The sequence below is a fragment of the Fulvivirga maritima genome (assembly GCF_021389955.1).
GTDB lineage: Bacteria > Bacteroidota > Bacteroidia > Cytophagales > Cyclobacteriaceae > Fulvivirga > Fulvivirga maritima.
This window is the reverse complement of sequence record NZ_CP089980.1, coordinates 1,020,035-1,039,300: the sequence shown is the minus strand read 5'-3', so window position 1 is coordinate 1,039,300 and position 19,266 is coordinate 1,020,035. Positions and strand designations below refer to the sequence as shown.

The window sequence follows — 19,266 nt, the reverse complement described above, 5'->3', positions numbered from 1 at the left end:
AGATGAGAGAAATTTACCTGATAGTATTAATTTTATTAGCTTCCATTAAAGTATATAGCCAGGGCTTAATTTTTAGTCAGTATGAGCAATCTGTGCTAGAGACTAATCCGGCAAGAATAGCTTTATACCCTGAGTTAAGAGTCACTGCACAATACAGAGAAACGTCTTTGACTGATGGAGAAAAGGCGAACCAGTCTTTGCTTACAGCCACCTATCCCTTGTTTTCATCAGATGATCGATTGCGCAGCGGAATAGGGCTATCAGTAACTCGCCAACAGACGGGAACTGATATGAAATATATTACCAATGCAGTGCAAGGAGGGTATGCCTATAATGTGTATCTAAACAGAAGTTCACTTTTATCTTTTGGTGTTAATTTAGGTTGGTTTCAGCAATACTTTAGTAATGGAACCATCTACACAGGGGCACAATGGGATAGTTTTAACGGCTTTGACTCTTCGTTACCAACGGGAGAGCCGGACTCCTTTGAGAAAAAAGAATTTTGTAAATCTAGGAGCAGGTTTAAATTATTATAAGACAGATGACGAAGGGAAAGAGGTTGGATATTTAGGCGTTGCTTCTAATTATCTAAATAATCCTGATATATCCTGGGGGCAAGAAGCATACAAACGAGAGAGAAGCTATAGTGCGCAAGCCTATTGGAGGCTCTTTAATAATAATGGGATCTCTATTGGTCCTGGAGGCTATTATCTTTTTGATAATCATGTGCATTTCGCTCAAGCACGTATTCAGGTTAAAAAATATTTTGAGAACACTAATCCATTTGATCTTATAAAAAATGGTTACCTGGAATTCTATGGCGGATATAGAGCTCAGGGGCGAATTGGAGGAGGTGTGTTAATCCAGCAGCCCTCCTTTAGGTTAGGTGTGAGTTATGATACCCCTTCTTCAGGTAATGCCTCCCTGGCCGGAAGTGCCTTTGAAGTTAGTTTGGCATTTAGAAATGTCTTCAAAAAGAAATCCAAAGAACAGACTGTCATAACTCCGAGTGAATATCATATCGGAGAGGTGAAGGATATTGAATTTGCTCGTGACAAAAAGACAAATACCTCCGGTAAGGATGCTCAGTTCAGACCTGAAAAGGGAGATTATAATATAGCCTTGAGGCAGGACTTCAAATTTGGTTTCAATGAAAGTAATCTTAATAATGATGCTAAGCAGTATTTAGATGAATTGGTCAGTTTACTAAAGGCTCATCCTAATACATACCTTGAGGTGATAGGGCACACTGATGACATTGGTAGCGAAAGTGCTAATGAAAAGATTGCCTTGCAGAGAGCGTCAGTAGTGATTGATTATCTAATTTCTAAGGGTATTTCACAAGAAAGGTTAAAAGCCACTGGTAAAGGAGACAAAGATCCTCTTGTACCTAATACTTCAGATGAAAATAGAGCTAAAAACCGTAGAGTAGAATTTGTTATTTATGAATAAGAGACTTCTACTTGCTATATTTTTTCTGTTACCGTTATTTTCTGTTCAGGGTCAGGATCTTTCACAAATAGGGCAGGGTAAGGCTCTAAAAGTGAATGGAGGCATAAGTCTGAATCAGATCTTGTATGCTGTTGATGGCATTGAACGAAGAAGGGATCCGTATTCATATTATATGACAGGCCAGTTGGCATTCAGTATTTATGGGTGGAGTATACCCTTCTCTTTTAGTTTGTCTAATCAGAATAGTAGTTTTCAGCAACCATTTAATCAATACGGAATACATCCTAAATATAAATGGGTTACTACCCATTTAGGTTGGAGCAGTATGAATTTTTCACCATATACCTTAAATGGCCATCTTTTTCTGGGCGGAGGAGTAGAGTTGACACCAGAAGGTAAATGGAGTGTGAAGGCCATGTATGGAAGGCTGGTAAAAGCCGTTGATGCTGATAGCTTGCAAGAGGGGGCATTCAGGAGAATGGGCTATGGATTACAGGTGAAATACGGAGAAAGTAATGATTATATTTCTGCTACCCTATTTAGAGCAGCTGATGATCCTTCTTCAGTAGATAGTATTTCTAGCGATTTGAAACCTCAGGAGAATCTGGTTTTAAGTGTGGAAGGAAGTAAAAAAATAATTGAAGGGCTTGTCTTCTCTGGAGAATTTGCCTCTAGTGCCCTTTCCAGAGATATTAATACGGAGGAAAGTGATGCGGCAAATAATATTTTTCAACATGTAGGAGCATTGTATACACCCAGATTTTCTTCTAGTTACTATCATGCCTATAAGGGAAGTTTAAGCTATCAATTCTCTGTGTATTCCCTTGGTGTGACATATGAAAGAATAGACCCAGGGTATCAAACTCTCGGAGCGTATTATTTTAATAATGACATGGAGAATATTACCGCCCAGCTCAATTGGTCTATGTTGGCAGGTAAGCTGAATGTGGGCGTAAATAGTGGCTTGCAACGAGATAATTTGGATGATAATAAGGTGAGTGCTATGCGAAGATGGCTAGGATCATTAAATGTTACTTATTCACCAATTCAGAAATTGAATATCACTAGTTCATATTCTAATTTTCAAACTTATACCAACGTAAGATCGCAGTTTGAGACTTTAAACCAGCTCACTCCCTATGATAATCTTGATACTTTAGATTTTACGCAAATTTCGCAGAATGCCAGCCTTGCTGTAGTGTATATGATGTCATCAAGTAAAGAAAAGAGAGAAAGTGTTAATGTTAACTTTAATTTTCAAGATGCCAGTGACAAGCAGGGAGGAGTAGAACAAAATAGTGGTACCCGATTTTACAATATGAATTTGGCATATAACATAGGGCTCACTGCTATTAATACATCTTTTGCTCTTTCAGTTAATGCGTCAAGAAATGAAAGTGAGATAGCGCAAAGTTCAATGATAGGCCCCTCTCTGGCGGTAAATCGAACATTTTTTGACCGTAAGGTAAGGGCAAGTGTCTCAATAGGAGGTGTAAACGCTTATTCTAATTCATCCTTAATTAATACGGTCATAAACTTAAGGGCGAATGGAAGTTACACCTTAAAAAAGAAGCATAACCTCACTCTTAATTTAGTGACGTTAAGGAGAACAGTAAAAGATGAGAGTACCCCTGATTTTACTGAGTTTACAGGAACGCTAGGATATAGTTTTAATTTTTAACTTTTATTGAATTAAACCATGAATCAATTTTTTAGAATTTCAGCCATAGTAATGGCCTCTTTTTTAGGCTTCACAGCATGTAGTGATGATGATAATGATGATATAGCACCAGATGATCCAATTGAGGAGCCTGAAGAAAATCTTATAATAACTAAGTTAACAGCCCATGAGTGGCGAGAAAACCGATTTATAACTTCAATAGGAGATGAAATAGATGACTGCTATAAAGATGATGTATATCGGTTTACCGAAAGCGAATTTTCAAGAGAAAGGAGAGGCGTAGAATGTGATAATGACGGAAGTAGTTTCAATCGTTTATATGAGTTAAACTCTAGTAATGATACAATAAGTTTTTACAATCAGGATGGAGACCTCCTTTATAGAAGGCTTATTTCCCAACTTAATGCTGATACACTTCATTTAGAAATCCTTTATGAGGAAGATGATGCGTCTTCAGGCTGGATCTCTGAATATTTAAAATTTTAATTTTTAATAAATAAAACCCATGAACCAATTTTTTAGAGTTTCAGCAATAGTAATGGCCTCTTTTTTAGGCTTCATAGCATGTAGTGACGATGATGAGGTTACTCCGGAAGAGCAGCTGACTCCATATGAAGAAACACTTCAATTAATAACTAATAATTCAAGTAAAGACTGGCGATTAGTAAAGGTTTTAGAGAATTCTGTGGATGAAACAGAAGAATGCGTCCTTGATAACATTTATACCTTTAAATCAGATCTAACCTGGATTAAAGATATAAATGAAACTCCATGTTGGGATGAAGAGGAGAATGCAACTTATACATTTGATATAAGTGAAGATGGTAGTCAAATGCTAGAGATAGATGATACACCATATGATTTGGAGAATTTAACAGAGACTACGATGGAATTTCATTATAAGTATTTTACAGATGATGAACCAGATTCTGTAAGTGTAGAAGTGCATTTCGAAACCATTAACTAATAATCCTGCTAATTAATCAAAGATGAAGAAATCTCTGCTCATATTTTTTGTTTTACTAACTACTCATTGCTGGTCAGCACCTGGAGATTCTCTAAGTGTGGCTTCAGAAGATGTTAAACCTCTTAAAAGAGAGGTTTCTTATCATCATAAGATGGTAAGCAAATATAGTAAAGTAATGAGCAGAGATTTAAATCTGCCTTCACTTCCCACCTATCAAGAGGATGTTACCTTTCATGAAATCAGAGTTTTAGGCGATACGCTACAAGGTGAACAACTTGAGGCATTTGAAATGGATGCCTATGTGAAGGAGAATAAGAGGTTTGTAGAAACATTTGATGAAAATGTTATTTTAGATCTGCCTGTCGGCATAAAAAAGACGATAGGAAATCTAACATATACAATAGTGGTGAGTGAGCTGCAAATGAAACCAGAAGGCGCATATCTAAGTGCCTCAATGGTTTTTGAGGTGCCTGATTCAGAAAAAAAAATAGCCTTTGGAGCACGGAATATTCGTTTTAGTAAGCGAGGGGGCTTGGCAAGTGGAGCACAGTTACGATTATTAGGAAAGCAAGATGTAAAATTAGGACCTAACACAACCCTGAGCTTATTAGCAGAAAAAACGTTCATAGAGTGGGATTGTGATGGCTTTAAGGCAATGGGCATAGATGCCGCAGTGGAATTTAGCAGGGATTTATTCATTCCTGACTCCACATCTAAGACCCCGAGTGATCGTGTAACAGGACGTTTCACTACTGTTATTACTGACTGGAATGACATGATTGCTGAGATTACTATTCCTCCCTTTCAGGTAAAAGGACTGAAGGATTTTGTTTTTACAGTTAAAAAGGCTGTCATAGATAATAGTACCTTGAGAGCTCTTCCAGGCATGAACTATCCTGAGAACTATGAGAGTGCTATGAGTGGGGGGCTGTGGAAAGGAATATCTATTCAAGAACTATCTCTTAAATTACCTTCCGCTTTTAATAAAGGAAATGGTAAAGAGCCCGTTAAAATCTCCTTATATAATACTGTAATAGATAAACAAGGTATTACTACCACAGCTCAGTTTAGTAATTTAATTGGAGATGGAAAAATGGATAAATGGCCGTTTTCTGTCGAGTCATTTAGACTTAGCATTGTATCTAATAAATTAGTAGGTGCAGGTTTTGCAGGTCAGGTAAAGCTACCTGTTCTCAAAGATAAGCCATTGGATTATACTGCAGTTATCGCACAAAATGATCAATATACTTTTTCTATTTCGGCTCCTGAGGAAGGTATAGAATTTGATTTTCTGTCTGCGGCAGAGGTGGAGATTTACTCATCTTCCTATGTAGAAGTACAGTTAAAGGACGGCAAATTTTTACCCAAAGCCAGCTTAAATGGTAAGATGAGTATAGGCGTAGGCAAAGAGCTTAATGTCCCTGACTTGGGTTTTGAGGGACTTAATATTCAAACCGTTGAACCTTACATTTCGATACAAGGCTTCTCGCTTTCAGATATTAAAGGTCCTTCCTTAGGAGCTTTTAGTATGGGCATCTCAGATATAAGTGGAAGTGTTTCTAAAGAGAAGATAAATCTTGCCTTTACTGCTTATGTAAGTATAGTAGGCGATGATGGAGGAAATTTTGGAGGCGAAGCGGGCTTTACAATTTCTAGTAAGTATGATCGTGGAACTGAGGATGAATCAGCCGAAAACTATCAATCACCTAAATGGGTATTTGACGGGGTAAGTATACATAAAATAGGAATTAATATTGACAACGGAGCCTATAGTTTAGCCGGTTCTTTAACCTGGTTTAAAGATGACGATGTTTATGGAAATGGGTTTTATGGCGAAGTACAGATGGGAGTGCTGGAAGGTATGCTCAATGTGCAGGCCGTGGGGCTATTTGGTTCTGTTCATAATTATCGATATTGGTTTGCTGATGCTCTGGCTCACCTTTCTAACGCGACTATAGGAGCAGCTAAAATTAATGCCTTTGGAGGAGGTGCTTCCTATCATCTTAAACCTTCGACAGATGGTGTCTCAAGCCCTTTTGCCAGAAGCCTTTCCGGCGTGAATTATGTTCCAGACTCTACTGCGGGCATGGCAATAAAAGCTATGATAACCTTAAGTACAACGGATGGAGGACTTTTTAATGGTGATGCCGCATTGACTGTTGCTTTTAACGAAGGAGGAGGACTCAGAGAAGTGGACTTTAAGGGAAATGGATACTTCTTAACTCCCGTTGTCACCATCAGTATACCGGGCTTATCAGGTATGGTTGATAATATGGTTAATAATGTGGCCAATTCCTTAATGCCTAAAGCTGCTATATCAGCTCATATTCATATTAATTACGATGTGGTAAACAAAACACTGCATGGTAATTTTGAAACCTTTATCAATATAGCCTACGGAGTTATAAAAGGAATTGGTCAGGATAATAGAGCCGGATGGGCTGTCTTGCATATTAGTCCTGATGACTGGTATATACACGTGGGAAGCCCTACTGATCCTGTCGGTCTGCAGATACTGGGGCTGGTGAAAACAGAAAGCTATTTCATGATGGGGGATTATATACCGGGTAGTCCACCACCACCAAAACTTGTTCAGGAAGTACTCGATTTAGGTGAAGATATGATGACCTACATGGATGATCTGAATGCCGTGGGAGAAGGAAAAGGTATTGCCTTTGGTACTCGCTTTGGAATGGATACAGGCGATCAGAGCTTTTTAATGTTTTACGGTAGATTTGCCGCTACAGCTGGTTTTGATGTAATGCTTAAAGATTATGGAAGCACAACCTGCGTAGGTAGTACAGAGCCCATCGGGATCAATGGTTGGTATGCTAATGGACAGGCTTTTGCTGCTTTTATGGGTAAAATAGGTATAAAAGTGAGGCTCTTCGGCAAAAAGAGAAAGCTTGAGATCTTGAAAATAGCAGCTGGTGCCATATTACAGGCCAAATTGCCTAATCCACTATGGATGAAAGGTGTTGTAGGAGGTGAGTTCAGTGTATTAAATGGATTGGTAAGTGGTCATTGTCGCTTTGAGGTGACTATTGGAGATGATTGTGAACTGCAGACCGGCTCCGTACTAGAAAATCTGAATGTAATTAGTCAGCTTACTCCTGCTGATAATGAAGGAGATGTTAATGTGTTTACTGCCGCTCAGGGTATCTTTGATATGGAAGTGGAAAAGGAATTTCAGATGGTAGATCTAGATGAGAAAAGAAAGGTTTTCAGGATTAAGCTTGATGAAATGAAATTGTACGATGGCACCCAGGAACTAAGAGGAACTATGACCTGGAATGATTTGCATGATGTGGTTTCTTTAAAGACTACCGAAATTTTACCCGGCGAAAAGCAATTGAAATTGGTGGTGCAGGTGAGCTTTGAAGAAAATGTGAATAATACCTGGGTTCCAGTAACGGTTAATGGAGAAAAGGTAATAGAAAGAAAAGAGGCGCAGTTTACCACAGGAGAAGAACCAGATTATTTACCAGAGGACAATGTTGCTTATAGCTACCCTACTAATAAGCAGCTGCACTTCCACCCCGGAGAGCATGGTAGTGGATATGTTCATCTTATAAGTGGTATGTCTAAACTTTTTGATCCAGGAAAAGAATGGAATCAGATTGGTAGGTTTGTATCTAGTACCGGAGAAGAAGTGGAATTTGATTTTACCTATAGTAATAACGAAATAAGTTTCAATATTCCTGATGAATTAAATACTAATACAATATACAAGTTGGAGATAGTTAATCTACCATTAAATACGTCAGATGGTATTGATAGTAACGTAGCTCAGGGTAATAAAGCCGTAACCCAAGATATCGGAGAGTCCACTATGGAAGTTAAAACTAAAACAGCTTCAGGTACCATACAGCAATATCAGGAAAAGATAGTGTATAGTGCAGTTTTCCAGACTAGTAATTATAATACCTTTAAGGAGAAGGTAGCGGCACTTAATATTTATAATACCTGGCGTGTTCCTGTAAGACCAACTATTCATCAGCTTAAGGCTGCGGTAGAAGGACAAGAAACTTTTGATACCTATGAGATCAAAGGAGGAAGTAACTATTTGCCGCTGGTGAGCTTTACTGCAGAGTTAAATATTCCATGGTTTAAAAATATGATTGAACCACTGGCATACCCATCACCATTCCCTATATCTGGAATAACTCTTAGTGAAGATCGTATGAGTATGCCTTATGGAGTGCCGCCATACAAAGCACTTTACATAACCCAGCAAGATGAAGATTTGTATTTAGATGCTGACATGGCAGCTTCAGGAACGGTCATTAATACACCAGGAAATAGCACTATAATATATAATCTGCCACTTATTATGTATCAGGATTATAGTCATGTGAGACAGCAGGCCACTCAAAACATTAGTATGGGGCAGGGGAACGACTGGATGGAACGAGTGATGGAAACACCTTTCCCCGGTATACAGACAGGTACTACTTATAAGGTGAATATAGAGTACCGTTTACCGGGAATTAATACGGTCACTTCTTATGAAACCATCTCATTTCAAATTAACTAACTCATGAATAAGTTAAAAGGAAAATTAAGCTTCATACCTATCGCTTGTCTGGTTTTTATCATGGCCTCTTTATCGGCTTTGGATACTAAAGCTCAGGGTAATGAAGATGATGCCATAAAAGTAATAGCCTTGCCGTATGAAGGACAAATTTTATTGCGTTGGGCGCCCAATTCTCCTGCAGCATGGCAGCTGTTAAACAAATATGGCTATAGATTGGAGCGTGTAACCATGATGAGAAATGGAAAGGCACTTAAACAGCCAGAAACAATGGTTTTATGGGAGACACCTCATACACCGGCGCCAGTGGCTGAATGGGAGGAGCTAGCCGATAAAGATAATTTTGCAGGTGTGGCGGCGCAGGCCATTTATGGAGAAACCTTTGAATTGTCTGATAATTATAGAAGTGACATGGTCTCTGTAATTAACAAATCCAGAGAGCTCGAACAACGGTTTTCATTTGCTCTTTTTTCTGCTGATATGTCTGTGGAAGCAGCAGAGAAATCGGCACTATATTATAAAGACACCCATGTAAAAGCAGGAGAGAGATATTTATACCGAGTACATAGTGCCGTGCCAGAAGAAAACCTGCCAATAGCTACAGGAATTGTCTATACAGGCTTAGATGAAGAAATTCCTTTACCGACACCGCAAACTCCTACAGCAGAATTTAGTGACTTTATGGTCTCCCTGGAGTGGGATCGGGAGATATATTCTGGTACTTATACTGCCTTTGAAATACAAAGAGCTACAGTGGGAGGAGAGTTCAAGGATATATCTGAAATACCTTTTGTAAGTGCTTCTTCAGATCCTTCTAAGGCACATTTAATGCATGTTATAGATTCATTGCCGCAAAATAATGTTGAATACCGATATCGAATCAGAGGGGTAACACCTTTTGGACAAAAGGGACCTTTTTCTGATGAAGTTACAGGAATAGGAAGGGATAAGCTTATAGCCAGACCAGCTATTGTAAGTGGAAATGCACTTAAAGATATGGTAGTACTCAAATGGGAGTTTGATGAAAGATACCTCTATCAGATAGAAAAATTTCAATTACTGAGAGCAGAGAATGATAAAACAGCTTTTACCCTATTGAAAGATAATCTTGATCTGGAGAAGGGTAGTATTATTGATGATCATCCGTTGCCAACTAATTATTATCAAATAAAGGCCATTGGTAAATATACTCAGGAGGTATTCTCCATGCCTTATATGGTGCTGCTTATAGATAGCATTCCTCCTTCCATTCCACAGGGGATTACAGGAAAGATGGATACAACCGGCCTGGTAACCTTAAATTGGAAGCCTAATACTGAAAAAGATTTGTATGGTTATCGGGTGTTTAGGAGCAATTTTGAGCAACAAGAGTATGTACAGGTTACTAATGCAGCATTAAAGGATACTGTGTTTTATGATACACTAGCAAGAAATAACCTTACTCCTAAAATCTACTATAAAGTGGTGGCTGTAGATACTCATTATAACCCTTCGGAGTATTCTGAAAGTGCTGCTGTAAAACGCCCTGATTTCACCCCTCCAGTGAGTGCTGTATTAACGGCTATAAGACCCGGAGAAGGAGATATTACGCTAACCTGGGTTCCTGGTAGCTCAGCAGATTCTAAAGATCAGTTGATTTACAGACAGAGCAATACCGAGGCGAGGTGGGCATTGGTACAAGTGCTAACAGCACAGGATACTACCTGGCAAGACTTAGGAGTAGATCAGGAGTTAACCTATCAGTATACCATCATCACTGTAGATGAATCTGGCTTAGAATCGCCTCCGGCACAACCCTTATCAGCCTCACCACTTCCTAGAAAGGTGCAGAGAGGAATAGGTAAGTTGTTTTATACTCAAAAGGAAGAGGAGCCATCAATCACGCTGGGTTGGGAGTATGATCAACCCGGGGTAGAAAGATTTATTATTTATCGGTCTGTAGGAGAGGCTCCTATAACTCCGTTAGGCTCTATTAATAGTGATCAGCAGAAATATACTGATCAGGAATTGAAGAAGGGAGAAGTGTATCGCTATCAGGTGGGAGCGGTTTTTACTGATGGATCATCCTCAGCACTTAGTGAAGAAGTGTTGGTTAAGGTGAATTAAAATATTGTAGATGAAAAAATATATATACTTTTTAATTTTTATTACGGGCTGCTTTTTCTCCCAGCAGGTAAGTGCCCAATCTTATCCTGTTCAGGCTACCTTTCAGCTTACACCGCCTTATTCATTATACCTTTCAGATTATGCCGCAGCTGATAATAACCGGTTTGTTTTAAATGTGCTCTTGCGAGATCTCTCTCGACAAGATTTGCAGGTAAGACTTAGGCTTACCATTGAAGGAACAGGTGTTTCCATAACTACTCGCCCTGACTATAGACCACAGCCGCTGTTTTTACAAGGAGGCATGCCGCTCATGTTAGGGGCAGCAGATTTAGGAGCCTATTTTAACCCAGAGAATCTTATTTTTCAAGGGATAAGTAAAGACCAGGTGGTTAGGGGTAATGCCCTCCCTGAAGGCTTTTATAGAATATGTTTTGAAGTTCTTGAATATAATTTGGGTACAGAAGTCTCTAATATGGCTTGTGGTTCTGCCTGGCTGATGTTAAATGACCCGCCTATTATTAATACCCCTTTTAATGGTGAAAAGGTAAGAGTGCAAGATCCGCAAACCCAACTTTTTCAATGGACTCCAAGGCACACCGGTTCACCTAACTCTGCTTTTTCTACCGCTTATGATTTTGAACTGGTAGAACTATGGCCAGAAGGAAGAGACCCCAATAATGCTATTCAAAGCACGCCGCCTATTTATGAAACTACCACCTACAGTACCAGCCTGGTTTATGGTATTGCAGAGCCTCCATTAGTGCCTGGCCGGCGTTATGCATTTAGGGTAAGAGCCAGAGCTATTAATGGAATAGAGCCAATGGACCTGTTTAAAAACGATGGGTACAGTGAAGTATATTCATTTATTTATGGAGATGCATGCTCTCCTCCTGTAGTGGTAGAGGCCAGTACCGTGAGCAGTAGCAGAATAAAAGTGAGCTGGCAGACTGGCCCGGCACAAACCGAGTTTGTGGTCTATTATAGAAAAGAAGGCAGTGACGATGAGTGGCAATCTGAAAAAACTTATTTGGAAGAGTTGACATTAGATGGTCTTCAACCAGAAACCACTTATGAATTTCAAGTGGCGGCTTTGTGTGGTGCTGCTAACGGAGGGAAAAGTGGTGTTGTTACCTCTGCTACTTCTGAAAATCCCGTTACCAACTACACCTGTGGAGCCCAGCCCGGAGATATTGATCTGGAGAATCAAGAGGCTTTGCCTGAGCTTAATCCCGGAGATATTTTTAAAGCAGGAGATGTAGAAGTACGCGTTATTAATGCTTCGGGTAGTAATGGTACTTTTTCAGGAAAAGGTCATGCTGAAATGCCATGGCTAAAGCACGTAAAAGTGAGAGTAGAGTTTGAAGGTATTTTTATCAATACAGACCTGCAAATGATCACCGGAGCTGTAACTACTATTTTTAATGCTGACAGCCCCCTGATGTTTGATCTCGATGCGCTGGGAGGTGATGATGCAGCTGAAGAAGGTGGTGGCGCTGAAGATCAGGAAGCTCCTTTTGACGGCACTACCATTAAAGTAGACGGCACTGTAGCGTCAGTAACGGTAGATGAGAGTGGACAGATTATAGTAGAAAAAGAAGATGGTACCACTGAAACCTTCACCCAGGAAACAGATCCTGAAACAGGCGAAAGAGTTCCTACTCAAATCACTGATGACGAAGGCAATACTTATACTGTGGATAAGGATGGAAATGTAAGTAGAGGGGGTTCAGGAGAGGGAAATACACCGGATACCACCACAGAATCTGATAGTGTTTTGTTTGTCCAAAAGGAACTGATCAAAGAAGTATTAAAGCACTACAAAGAAGAAATCAACCTGTGGTTGGAGAACAACGGCAAGGGCCCGTTGGATGAAGCCCTGATGAGAAGGTTGATAGCTTTGCCTGATTGCCTGCCGGAGAATGAAGAAGGATTGGAAGCAGTGTTAGCTAAGATTGAAGGATATCAGGAAAACCCGGAGGCATTGCTAGAACTGGTCAAGGAAGATGATGCGAATAAAGCCAGAATAGAAGAACTCACAGTAAAATTAACTGGTAAACAGCCACCTTATGCAGCGGGTTTATCAGAAACAGAATGGGATGAGCTATTGGAGATGCTTTGTCCGTATTTGGTAGGCGAAGAAGAACGGCCGGAACTGGTGACAATAGACCCCATCACGGATGACCAGTTTGCTGCGGGTATTGACAATGACAAACTGGAAATTACCTATTCAATCAAGCCAACAGAGAAATATCCTTTGCAATATGTCAAACTGGAAGTGTATAAAAATGATGGTGTGCTGGCTTATGTAAGATCGGAAGGTTTAGGGATTGGAGAAGGGAAGAAATTTGAATGGGATGGGCAGGTAAACCAGAATATACCAGATGGTGAAGAAATTTATATCCGTTCAGATGAATCCCCTTTTATCATTAAAATCATTGCCAGTACCAGTCAGGATTTTGAAGATTCTTTTCAAACTGAAACCCAAGGGAGTGTACATCCTGATGTAGATGCTTTCCTGGATAATTATGAAGTAGCCAAATATATTGAAGATGTTGCACCTACAAGTGATATGGACAAATTTGAATATTACCAGCAGTTGGCAACTTTCATGTATGATGAGGTAACCTCTGATCAGATGGACGAACAAGTATTACGGAATTTTACTAACGCACTCGATTATCTAGGAGACCAGGTTAGAGAACGCTCTTTTCTAGGGAGAAAAGTAATTGTACATGACAATTACTGGGTTTATCTACAGGATATTGAAAGCAACTTAGGTAGTGGTTATGTCAATCACCCGGATTATACCATGGGTGGATTCAGTATTCGCTTTCAACGAAACTCCACAGATCAGGTTAGTAATCATGCTTACGGAATGGCCTTAGATGTGAGCTGGCAGCGTAATCCTTATCTGTCGAAAGGGCAGCTTTATTTTCTACAATTGCTTACCGGGTTTAAATTTTTTCAAAACCCATCCAATCCGGAAGACTTGAAGGAAGCTCATGATAAGCTGATCGGGTTCGGCTATCAACAAACAGATATCAGCTCCATAAAGGAAGGCTTTGAACACTTGAATAAGAGCAGCTTAAAAACTGAAAACTTTGAGATGTTATTGAACGAGACACTTGGAAACTTTCGTTCGGCTGCTTCTACTTTTTCTCAACTGGTGAACCGTAACACCAACTTGCGAAATGAAGTGCATTTTTTCAATCAGAAAACACCGCAGGAAATAGCTGAGATCGAGCGGCAGTTGTTTGAAGAATTACCAACCGAAGCGGATGCATTATTGAAAACTGTAAAGGCTATAAAATCCACCGAAGAAATCAACCAGTTGTACGACCTGTACAAAGAGGGTTATTTAAAAGCCTTTTTATTGGATAAGCATAAATCCATTGAGAATGAGACATTACTCACAGTACTCAATAATTTAAAAGGGTTGTTTGGTTTTGAAGCTGCGATTGCCAGTTTGAAGGAAGCTTGTGAGCAACCCGAAAACGGAGATTATACCTATTGGGTCACCAATGTAACGATCGCTCAACCCCAATCTATCCCAGAAGCCACCACCTATCAGGCAGTTGGCACGTTCATTGAGTCAAGGAAAGCAGATTACAAGGAAATCTTTTATAGTATAAGTAGTTACTCTGGGATTATTAGTGTGTTGAACAACAGTGCTACCAGCCTTGCGCAAAATGGATTTATGCTGATGAGTGCAGAGTTTGCCCGTGAGTTTTTAGATACTGGTAATGGTGATATTGGCTGGGGTGGTAACTGGAAAAGATTAAAAGATTTTATGCATCTGGAATTAGTTGCAGACGACAAGTTTAGTATAAGTAATTAAGATTATGAAGCAATTAATATTAGCCACCTTTTTTAGCATTGGATTAATAAGTGCACAGGCTCAAACAGGCCTGTATGCGGATAAAAGCATAGCTGAAATCCTGGAATTGAAATGGGAGTTCCCTTATGAGCAAAACGATCATTCTCATTATTTCATCAAGCGTGTACTGGTTAAAAATGACCTACTAATCCATCACTTCAATATGGATTTTGTGGTGGACTTAAAGACCTCTAAGCAATTATTTTTCTCAAATCCTGCTGATCTGCAAGTTATTAAATCCAGGCTGCCAGACAGCCTGCTGGTGTTTGACCTGATGGATAAGATTGTGATCAAAAACATGTACACCGGTAAGATTTCCCTTACCAAACGAAAATATAAAAAGTTTGGTTTTATCAGTGATGGGGATTTTCCTTACTTTTTAAATGACTCTGTTCTTTACTATGTGGAGGATAAAAATAAGCTCTTTGCTTTTGATCCCTTTTCGCGGAAGCAGATATGGCAGCGTGAATTTCCGGAGACAGTATATACCTTTCAGGAGTACAAAGAAAATTTGATCAATATGACCACTCGGACTACTTTTTATCAGTTAGATAAAAGAACGGGTAAAACACTTTGGAGCCTTCCGATCATAACCGAGGGAGAGTCTTCTTTAAACGGGGAACTCAACAGACAAGATAACAAACTCTATATCTGGGCGGAATCTTTTGGATTGAATGTGGTGAACCTAGATACCCGCCAGATTGAATCCACTTGGCTAAAGGAGGGGGGCAATGCAGGCTTTACCATGCAGATGATCTTTGAGGGAGACAGTATATTTGCTCGTACTCCAATGAATGTGTATTGTATTAGCAAAATTTCTGGTGAAGTATATTGGATGTCGGAGGATGTTGATATAGTATCTGAGATCACCTTATCTGATGAGTATATATTCTTTGAACAAGATGGGAAAGAGAGTTTTGCAGATGTAATGAGTGCTATCAGCAGAACTACACACAAAGTGGAGTATGCTGAGTTTGCCTCCGAAAAGTATCCACCGGAGGATCCGGAAAATGACGTCATTCAGAGCCGCTTAGACCTTACCCGTTTTCGTTTCCTGGAACGTTCTTATCAAGGTAAATATCTGTTGGGGGACAATGGTAGAAGTGTTTACTGTTTTGAGATCATTGAGCCAGATCAAGAGGAATAGTTTAAATAAAACTACCCTCGTTGCCGCCATGCTTGGCATGGTGGTTGATCCTAACTAGCATGCGTAGCGACAGCAATACGCGTGCTACCTATTAGACAAAAGTTATCACCTAATCAATAAATGAAAAAAACACTACTCACCATATCCATAGCCTGTCTCTTCATCTTCACAGCAAGAAGCCAGAATATAGGCACTTACTTTCAATCCGTAAGAACGGGTACTTACCCACAAATACCTTCAGCGTTTTTCTCTGGAGATATGAGTTTAATGAATCAGCTTACACCATATTACAAAGATTCAATAGATGATTTAAGGCCTTGGTATGCTAATCATCAGTCTGATTATGGTATCTTGGATGAAGGGTATTAGATTGCTTTTGAGATAAGAAGCTAATTCGCCGTGTCAGAGACACTCTTTACCATTCATAAATCCTTAGTCGCCCTTCGGTAAGACTAAGGATAGCGGGGGTGCTCACTCAATCTGTTCAATAACCACTTTCCCTCACTGCTAATTAAAGTTCTTATATTTAGCTACTGAAAATAAAGACATGTCTGAGAAATACAAATTCAGAAACCCAGAAGGTTTATATTTTGGGGCCTCCCTTTTAAATAAAAAACACTGAAATACAGTTACTTATCAGTATTAAAGCATAAAATAAAACCCCGAAATTAGCTATATAAAGCTTTTTTCGGGGTTTTTGATTTGTTAAATTGTAGTGCCTAATCACAATTAACACTGCAATATATGAGAGATCAAGAGCTTTTCCAACCGCAAGATTACTTAACTCCAAAATGGTACTTATTCAAGAATAGCAAATTAGGTAAGGTTTATAATACTATTCCTTGGAGTCAACTTTCAGAATGTTTGCCAAAGGAAAATAGAGGCCCAGGCGCACCCCGCTGGTTTTCGGCCCAAGGCATGTTTGGTCTAATGTTTCTAAAATCTTATTTAAACCTGAGTGACGAGAAGTTAATAGAACGATTTAATACTGACTGGAGCCTTCAGCTTTTTTGCAATAAATTGTTGGATGATAACCAAAGAATTAAGGATAAGGCCATTTTAAGTAGAATCAGGACGTATATGGCTGATAATACTGATTGGCAACAACTTCAGGAAGTACTCATTCATCATTGGAAAAGAGATATGAATAATACGCATGTTCTCTTAATGGATGCCACTTGCTATGAAAGTTATATTCGTTTTCCTACCGATGTAAAACTACTTTGGGAAAGCTGTCAATGGGTGTTTGAAAAACAGCTTTACAGATGGAGTAAAATATTAGGTGTAAAACGGCCTCGCTCCAAATATATAGATCAAAAACGCAAGCAGATGTCTTACGATCGTAGTCGAAAAAAGACATACAAAGCTGGACGCAAGCGTAAAAAGGCATTGATATATCTACTGTCCAAAGGGCTTGGACAGCTGCAATACTTACTCAATGAAAACCCACAAATACAGCTTCACTTTCAAGAGCGATCATACCTAAAAACAATAAAGAAGGTACTTGAGCAACAGCAATTCTTGCAGCATCATCCAGCTAAAGAATTGAAAAACAGGATAGTATCGCTTCCCAGACCTTATGTCAGGCCTATCGTACGAGGCAAAGAAACTAAAAGGGTTGAGTTTGGAATGAAAGCCCACATGCTTCAGGTAGACGGCATCTGCTTTATTGATGCCATGGAGTTCAGGGCATTCAATGAAAGTACCAGACTAAAAATAAGTAGTTTAAAACATAGATCGATATTTGGTTCCCTTCATCAGCTGGGGGCAGATCGCATTTATGCCACTAATGCCAACAGAAAGTATTTAACAGTAAGGAAAGTGTTCACTTGCTTTCCAAAGAAAGGCCCCAAGATAAACAAACCTCAGGAAAGCAAACTCAGAAGCCTCATCTCTAACCAGAGAGCAACCGTGATGGAGGGAAGTTTTGGTACCCATAAAACGGCTTACGGCCTGAATAAAATCAAGGTTAAGGGAGAAAAACGAGAAATGATACATGTATTCTTTGCCGTTATGATGGCCAATGCTGTTAAGATGAGCAAAAAGAAATCAGAAAACATACCACTACTTCAGGCCGCCTAAACCTAAATCAGAAAAGCCTTAGGGATCGGTGTGTCTATACTATTCTAAATCGATATTCCTTCAGATTTATTAATAAAACCACTCACGATTTTGCACTTTTCGAAGACGCTAAAGCGGAAGGTGTTCAGATTTATAACAAAAAAAGCTGGACTTAATCAGTCCAGCTTTTATATCTTGTTTTGATTTATGTAATTATCAAGGGAGGCCTATTTTGAGACCAGCACAGTTGTTTTCTGGATAGATCTATTCACCAGAAAGGAATATAAGCATGTTTTAATTAATTGCCTGAAGTATTATCAGCAAAAAAAGAGGATTAATTATTCATGCCTGGTGCCTTATGCCCAGTCACCTTCACATGGTAATCAGTAGTAGAAATGGGGAATCTTTAAGTGCTATTATGAGAGATTTTAAAAAGCATAGCAACAAAAAGCTTATAGAAGAAATTAAATTGATCAATGAAAGCAGAAGTGAATGGCTACTAAGAGCATCTGAAAAAGCAGGAAGATTATTAAAAAGAATTACAGCTAATAAATTATGGAAAGATGGAAACCATCCTGTAGAATTGTATAGCGCGGAACTAGTAGAACAACGTGTTGATTATATTCATAATAATCCAGTCGAGTCAGAGATAGTAGATGAGGCAGAAAATTATTGGTACAGTTCCGCAAGGGATTATGCTGGAAGAAAGGGATTGATAGATGTTGAATTAGTGCGGTAGTCACGCGTATTGCTTCGCTACGCGCGCCAGAAGGGTTTACCAAGTAGCTTGAGACAGTCATCAGGGGAATCGTTAAGGTTATTGGAAGAATTACCCCCATCATCATTGGAGAAATCGTATGAATTTTACGAGAAGGCGATTAAATATAATATAAAATGAAAATTACAGCAAGTGTATTTGAGCAAATATCAATAAGTGGAATTTTAAAGCAAAACCCTACAATTTTATTATGGGATAGGCCGGAAAAAAGTATTTTAAAAAGGTTTAATTTGAAATATGGCGAATTTTTAGTTGGTGCTAAAGGTTTAAGTATAGATATAAATATTAATACTAAGTTTGATATCTTATTTACAAGTAGTAATCCAGAATCCTTTTTGGAGGTTGAAGTGTTTTTAGAATCAGTTTATTTAAATCCTTCTAGAGTAATTGATCATTTACCAAATGGTTACACTAACCTTTGTCTACTATCTTTTAAAAAAGGTTTGCCGAAAATGCTCAATAGACTAAAATTAAACAGCGAGCAAAAGGATTCTACAAAGCATGATGTACTGTATTTGACGCAAAGAAGAGTTTTAAGTGATATATTATCTTTAAGTAATGAAAATCTCTAGAAAGCTAGCGGTGTCAGTAGTCCCACTCCGTTGCCACTCCATCTAGCGCGATTAGCGACAGCAATACGCGTCCTACTTAACTAGATTCCAC

The 19,266-nt window shown here is 39.1% G+C and carries 13 protein-coding genes; all 13 read left to right on the top strand.

Translation table 11 applies throughout. The features are described from left to right. Positions 1-2 precede the first annotated feature (2 nt). Positions 3-536, top strand: coding sequence for a type IX secretion system membrane protein PorP/SprF (locus tag LVD15_RS26810; RefSeq protein ID WP_255763379.1), 534 nt, complete (start codon positions 3-5; stop codon positions 534-536). Next, entirely contained in the window at positions 487-1,452 is a 966-nt protein-coding gene (locus LVD15_RS26805; RefSeq protein ID WP_255763377.1) for an OmpA family protein, read from the top strand. Before LVD15_RS26810 ends, LVD15_RS26805 begins: the two co-directional genes overlap by 50 nt. Then, positions 1,445-3,133: a hypothetical protein gene (locus LVD15_RS04205; RefSeq protein WP_233779072.1), complete on the top strand. Its 1,689-nt coding sequence runs from the start codon at positions 1,445-1,447 to the stop codon at positions 3,131-3,133. The genes LVD15_RS26805 and LVD15_RS04205 overlap by 8 nt, the downstream gene beginning before the upstream one ends. An 18-nt stretch (positions 3,134-3,151) precedes the next feature. Next, entirely contained in the window at positions 3,152-3,619 is a 468-nt protein-coding gene (locus LVD15_RS04200) for a hypothetical protein (protein ID WP_233779071.1), read from the top strand. 19 nt (positions 3,620-3,638) lie between these two features. Further along, positions 3,639-4,100, top strand: coding sequence for a hypothetical protein (locus tag LVD15_RS04195; protein WP_233779070.1), 462 nt, complete (start codon positions 3,639-3,641; stop codon positions 4,098-4,100). A 22-nt stretch (positions 4,101-4,122) separates the two neighbouring features. Further along, on the top strand, positions 4,123-8,637 hold the full coding sequence (locus LVD15_RS04190; RefSeq protein ID WP_233779069.1) for a hypothetical protein: 4,515 nt from the start codon (positions 4,123-4,125) through the stop codon (positions 8,635-8,637). A 3-nt stretch (positions 8,638-8,640) separates the two neighbouring features. Then, a complete protein-coding gene (locus LVD15_RS04185) occupies positions 8,641-10,740 on the top strand; it encodes a fibronectin type III domain-containing protein (RefSeq protein ID WP_233779068.1) in 2,100 nt (699 codons plus the stop codon). A gap of 10 nt (positions 10,741-10,750) precedes the next feature. Further along, positions 10,751-14,578, top strand: a complete 3,828-nt coding sequence (locus LVD15_RS04180; protein WP_233779067.1) for a fibronectin type III domain-containing protein — start codon at positions 10,751-10,753, stop codon at positions 14,576-14,578. 4 nt (positions 14,579-14,582) lie between these two features. Further along, positions 14,583-15,764, top strand: a complete 1,182-nt coding sequence (locus LVD15_RS04175) for an outer membrane protein assembly factor BamB family protein (protein WP_233779066.1) — start codon at positions 14,583-14,585, stop codon at positions 15,762-15,764. Between the two features lie 120 nt (positions 15,765-15,884). Beyond that, a complete protein-coding gene (locus LVD15_RS04170; protein ID WP_233779065.1) occupies positions 15,885-16,133 on the top strand; it encodes a hypothetical protein in 249 nt (82 codons plus the stop codon). 375 nt (positions 16,134-16,508) lie between these two features. Next, complete coding sequence (locus LVD15_RS04165) at positions 16,509-17,846, top strand: transposase (protein ID WP_233779064.1); 1,338 nt, start codon at positions 16,509-16,511, stop codon at positions 17,844-17,846. Between the two features lie 292 nt (positions 17,847-18,138). Continuing rightward, entirely contained in the window at positions 18,139-18,564 is a 426-nt protein-coding gene (locus LVD15_RS04160; RefSeq protein WP_370687413.1) for a transposase, read from the top strand. Positions 18,565-18,719: 155 nt separating this feature from the next. Next, entirely contained in the window at positions 18,720-19,175 is a 456-nt protein-coding gene (locus LVD15_RS04155; protein WP_233779062.1) for a hypothetical protein, read from the top strand. Positions 19,176-19,266 lie beyond the last annotated feature (91 nt).

Bases quoted from the DNA above. Each gene is read 5' to 3' on its own strand.
- LVD15_RS26810 (WP_255763379.1), top strand. From the start codon at position 3: ATGAGAGAAATTTACCTGATAGTATTAATTTTATTAGCTTCCATTAAA.
- LVD15_RS04205 (WP_233779072.1), top strand. From the start codon at position 1,445: ATGAATAAGAGACTTCTACTTGCTATATTTTTTCTGTTACCGTTATTT.
- LVD15_RS04200 (WP_233779071.1), top strand. From the start codon at position 3,152: ATGAATCAATTTTTTAGAATTTCAGCCATAGTAATGGCCTCTTTTTTA.
- LVD15_RS04195 (WP_233779070.1), top strand. From the start codon at position 3,639: ATGAACCAATTTTTTAGAGTTTCAGCAATAGTAATGGCCTCTTTTTTA.
- LVD15_RS04190 (WP_233779069.1), top strand. From the start codon at position 4,123: ATGAAGAAATCTCTGCTCATATTTTTTGTTTTACTAACTACTCATTGC.
- LVD15_RS04185 (WP_233779068.1), top strand. From the start codon at position 8,641: ATGAATAAGTTAAAAGGAAAATTAAGCTTCATACCTATCGCTTGTCTG.
- LVD15_RS04180 (WP_233779067.1), top strand. From the start codon at position 10,751: ATGAAAAAATATATATACTTTTTAATTTTTATTACGGGCTGCTTTTTC.
- LVD15_RS04175 (WP_233779066.1), top strand. From the start codon at position 14,583: ATGAAGCAATTAATATTAGCCACCTTTTTTAGCATTGGATTAATAAGT.
- LVD15_RS04170 (WP_233779065.1), top strand. From the start codon at position 15,885: ATGAAAAAAACACTACTCACCATATCCATAGCCTGTCTCTTCATCTTC.
- LVD15_RS04165 (WP_233779064.1), top strand. From the start codon at position 16,509: ATGAGAGATCAAGAGCTTTTCCAACCGCAAGATTACTTAACTCCAAAA.
- LVD15_RS04155 (WP_233779062.1), top strand. From the start codon at position 18,720: ATGAAAATTACAGCAAGTGTATTTGAGCAAATATCAATAAGTGGAATT.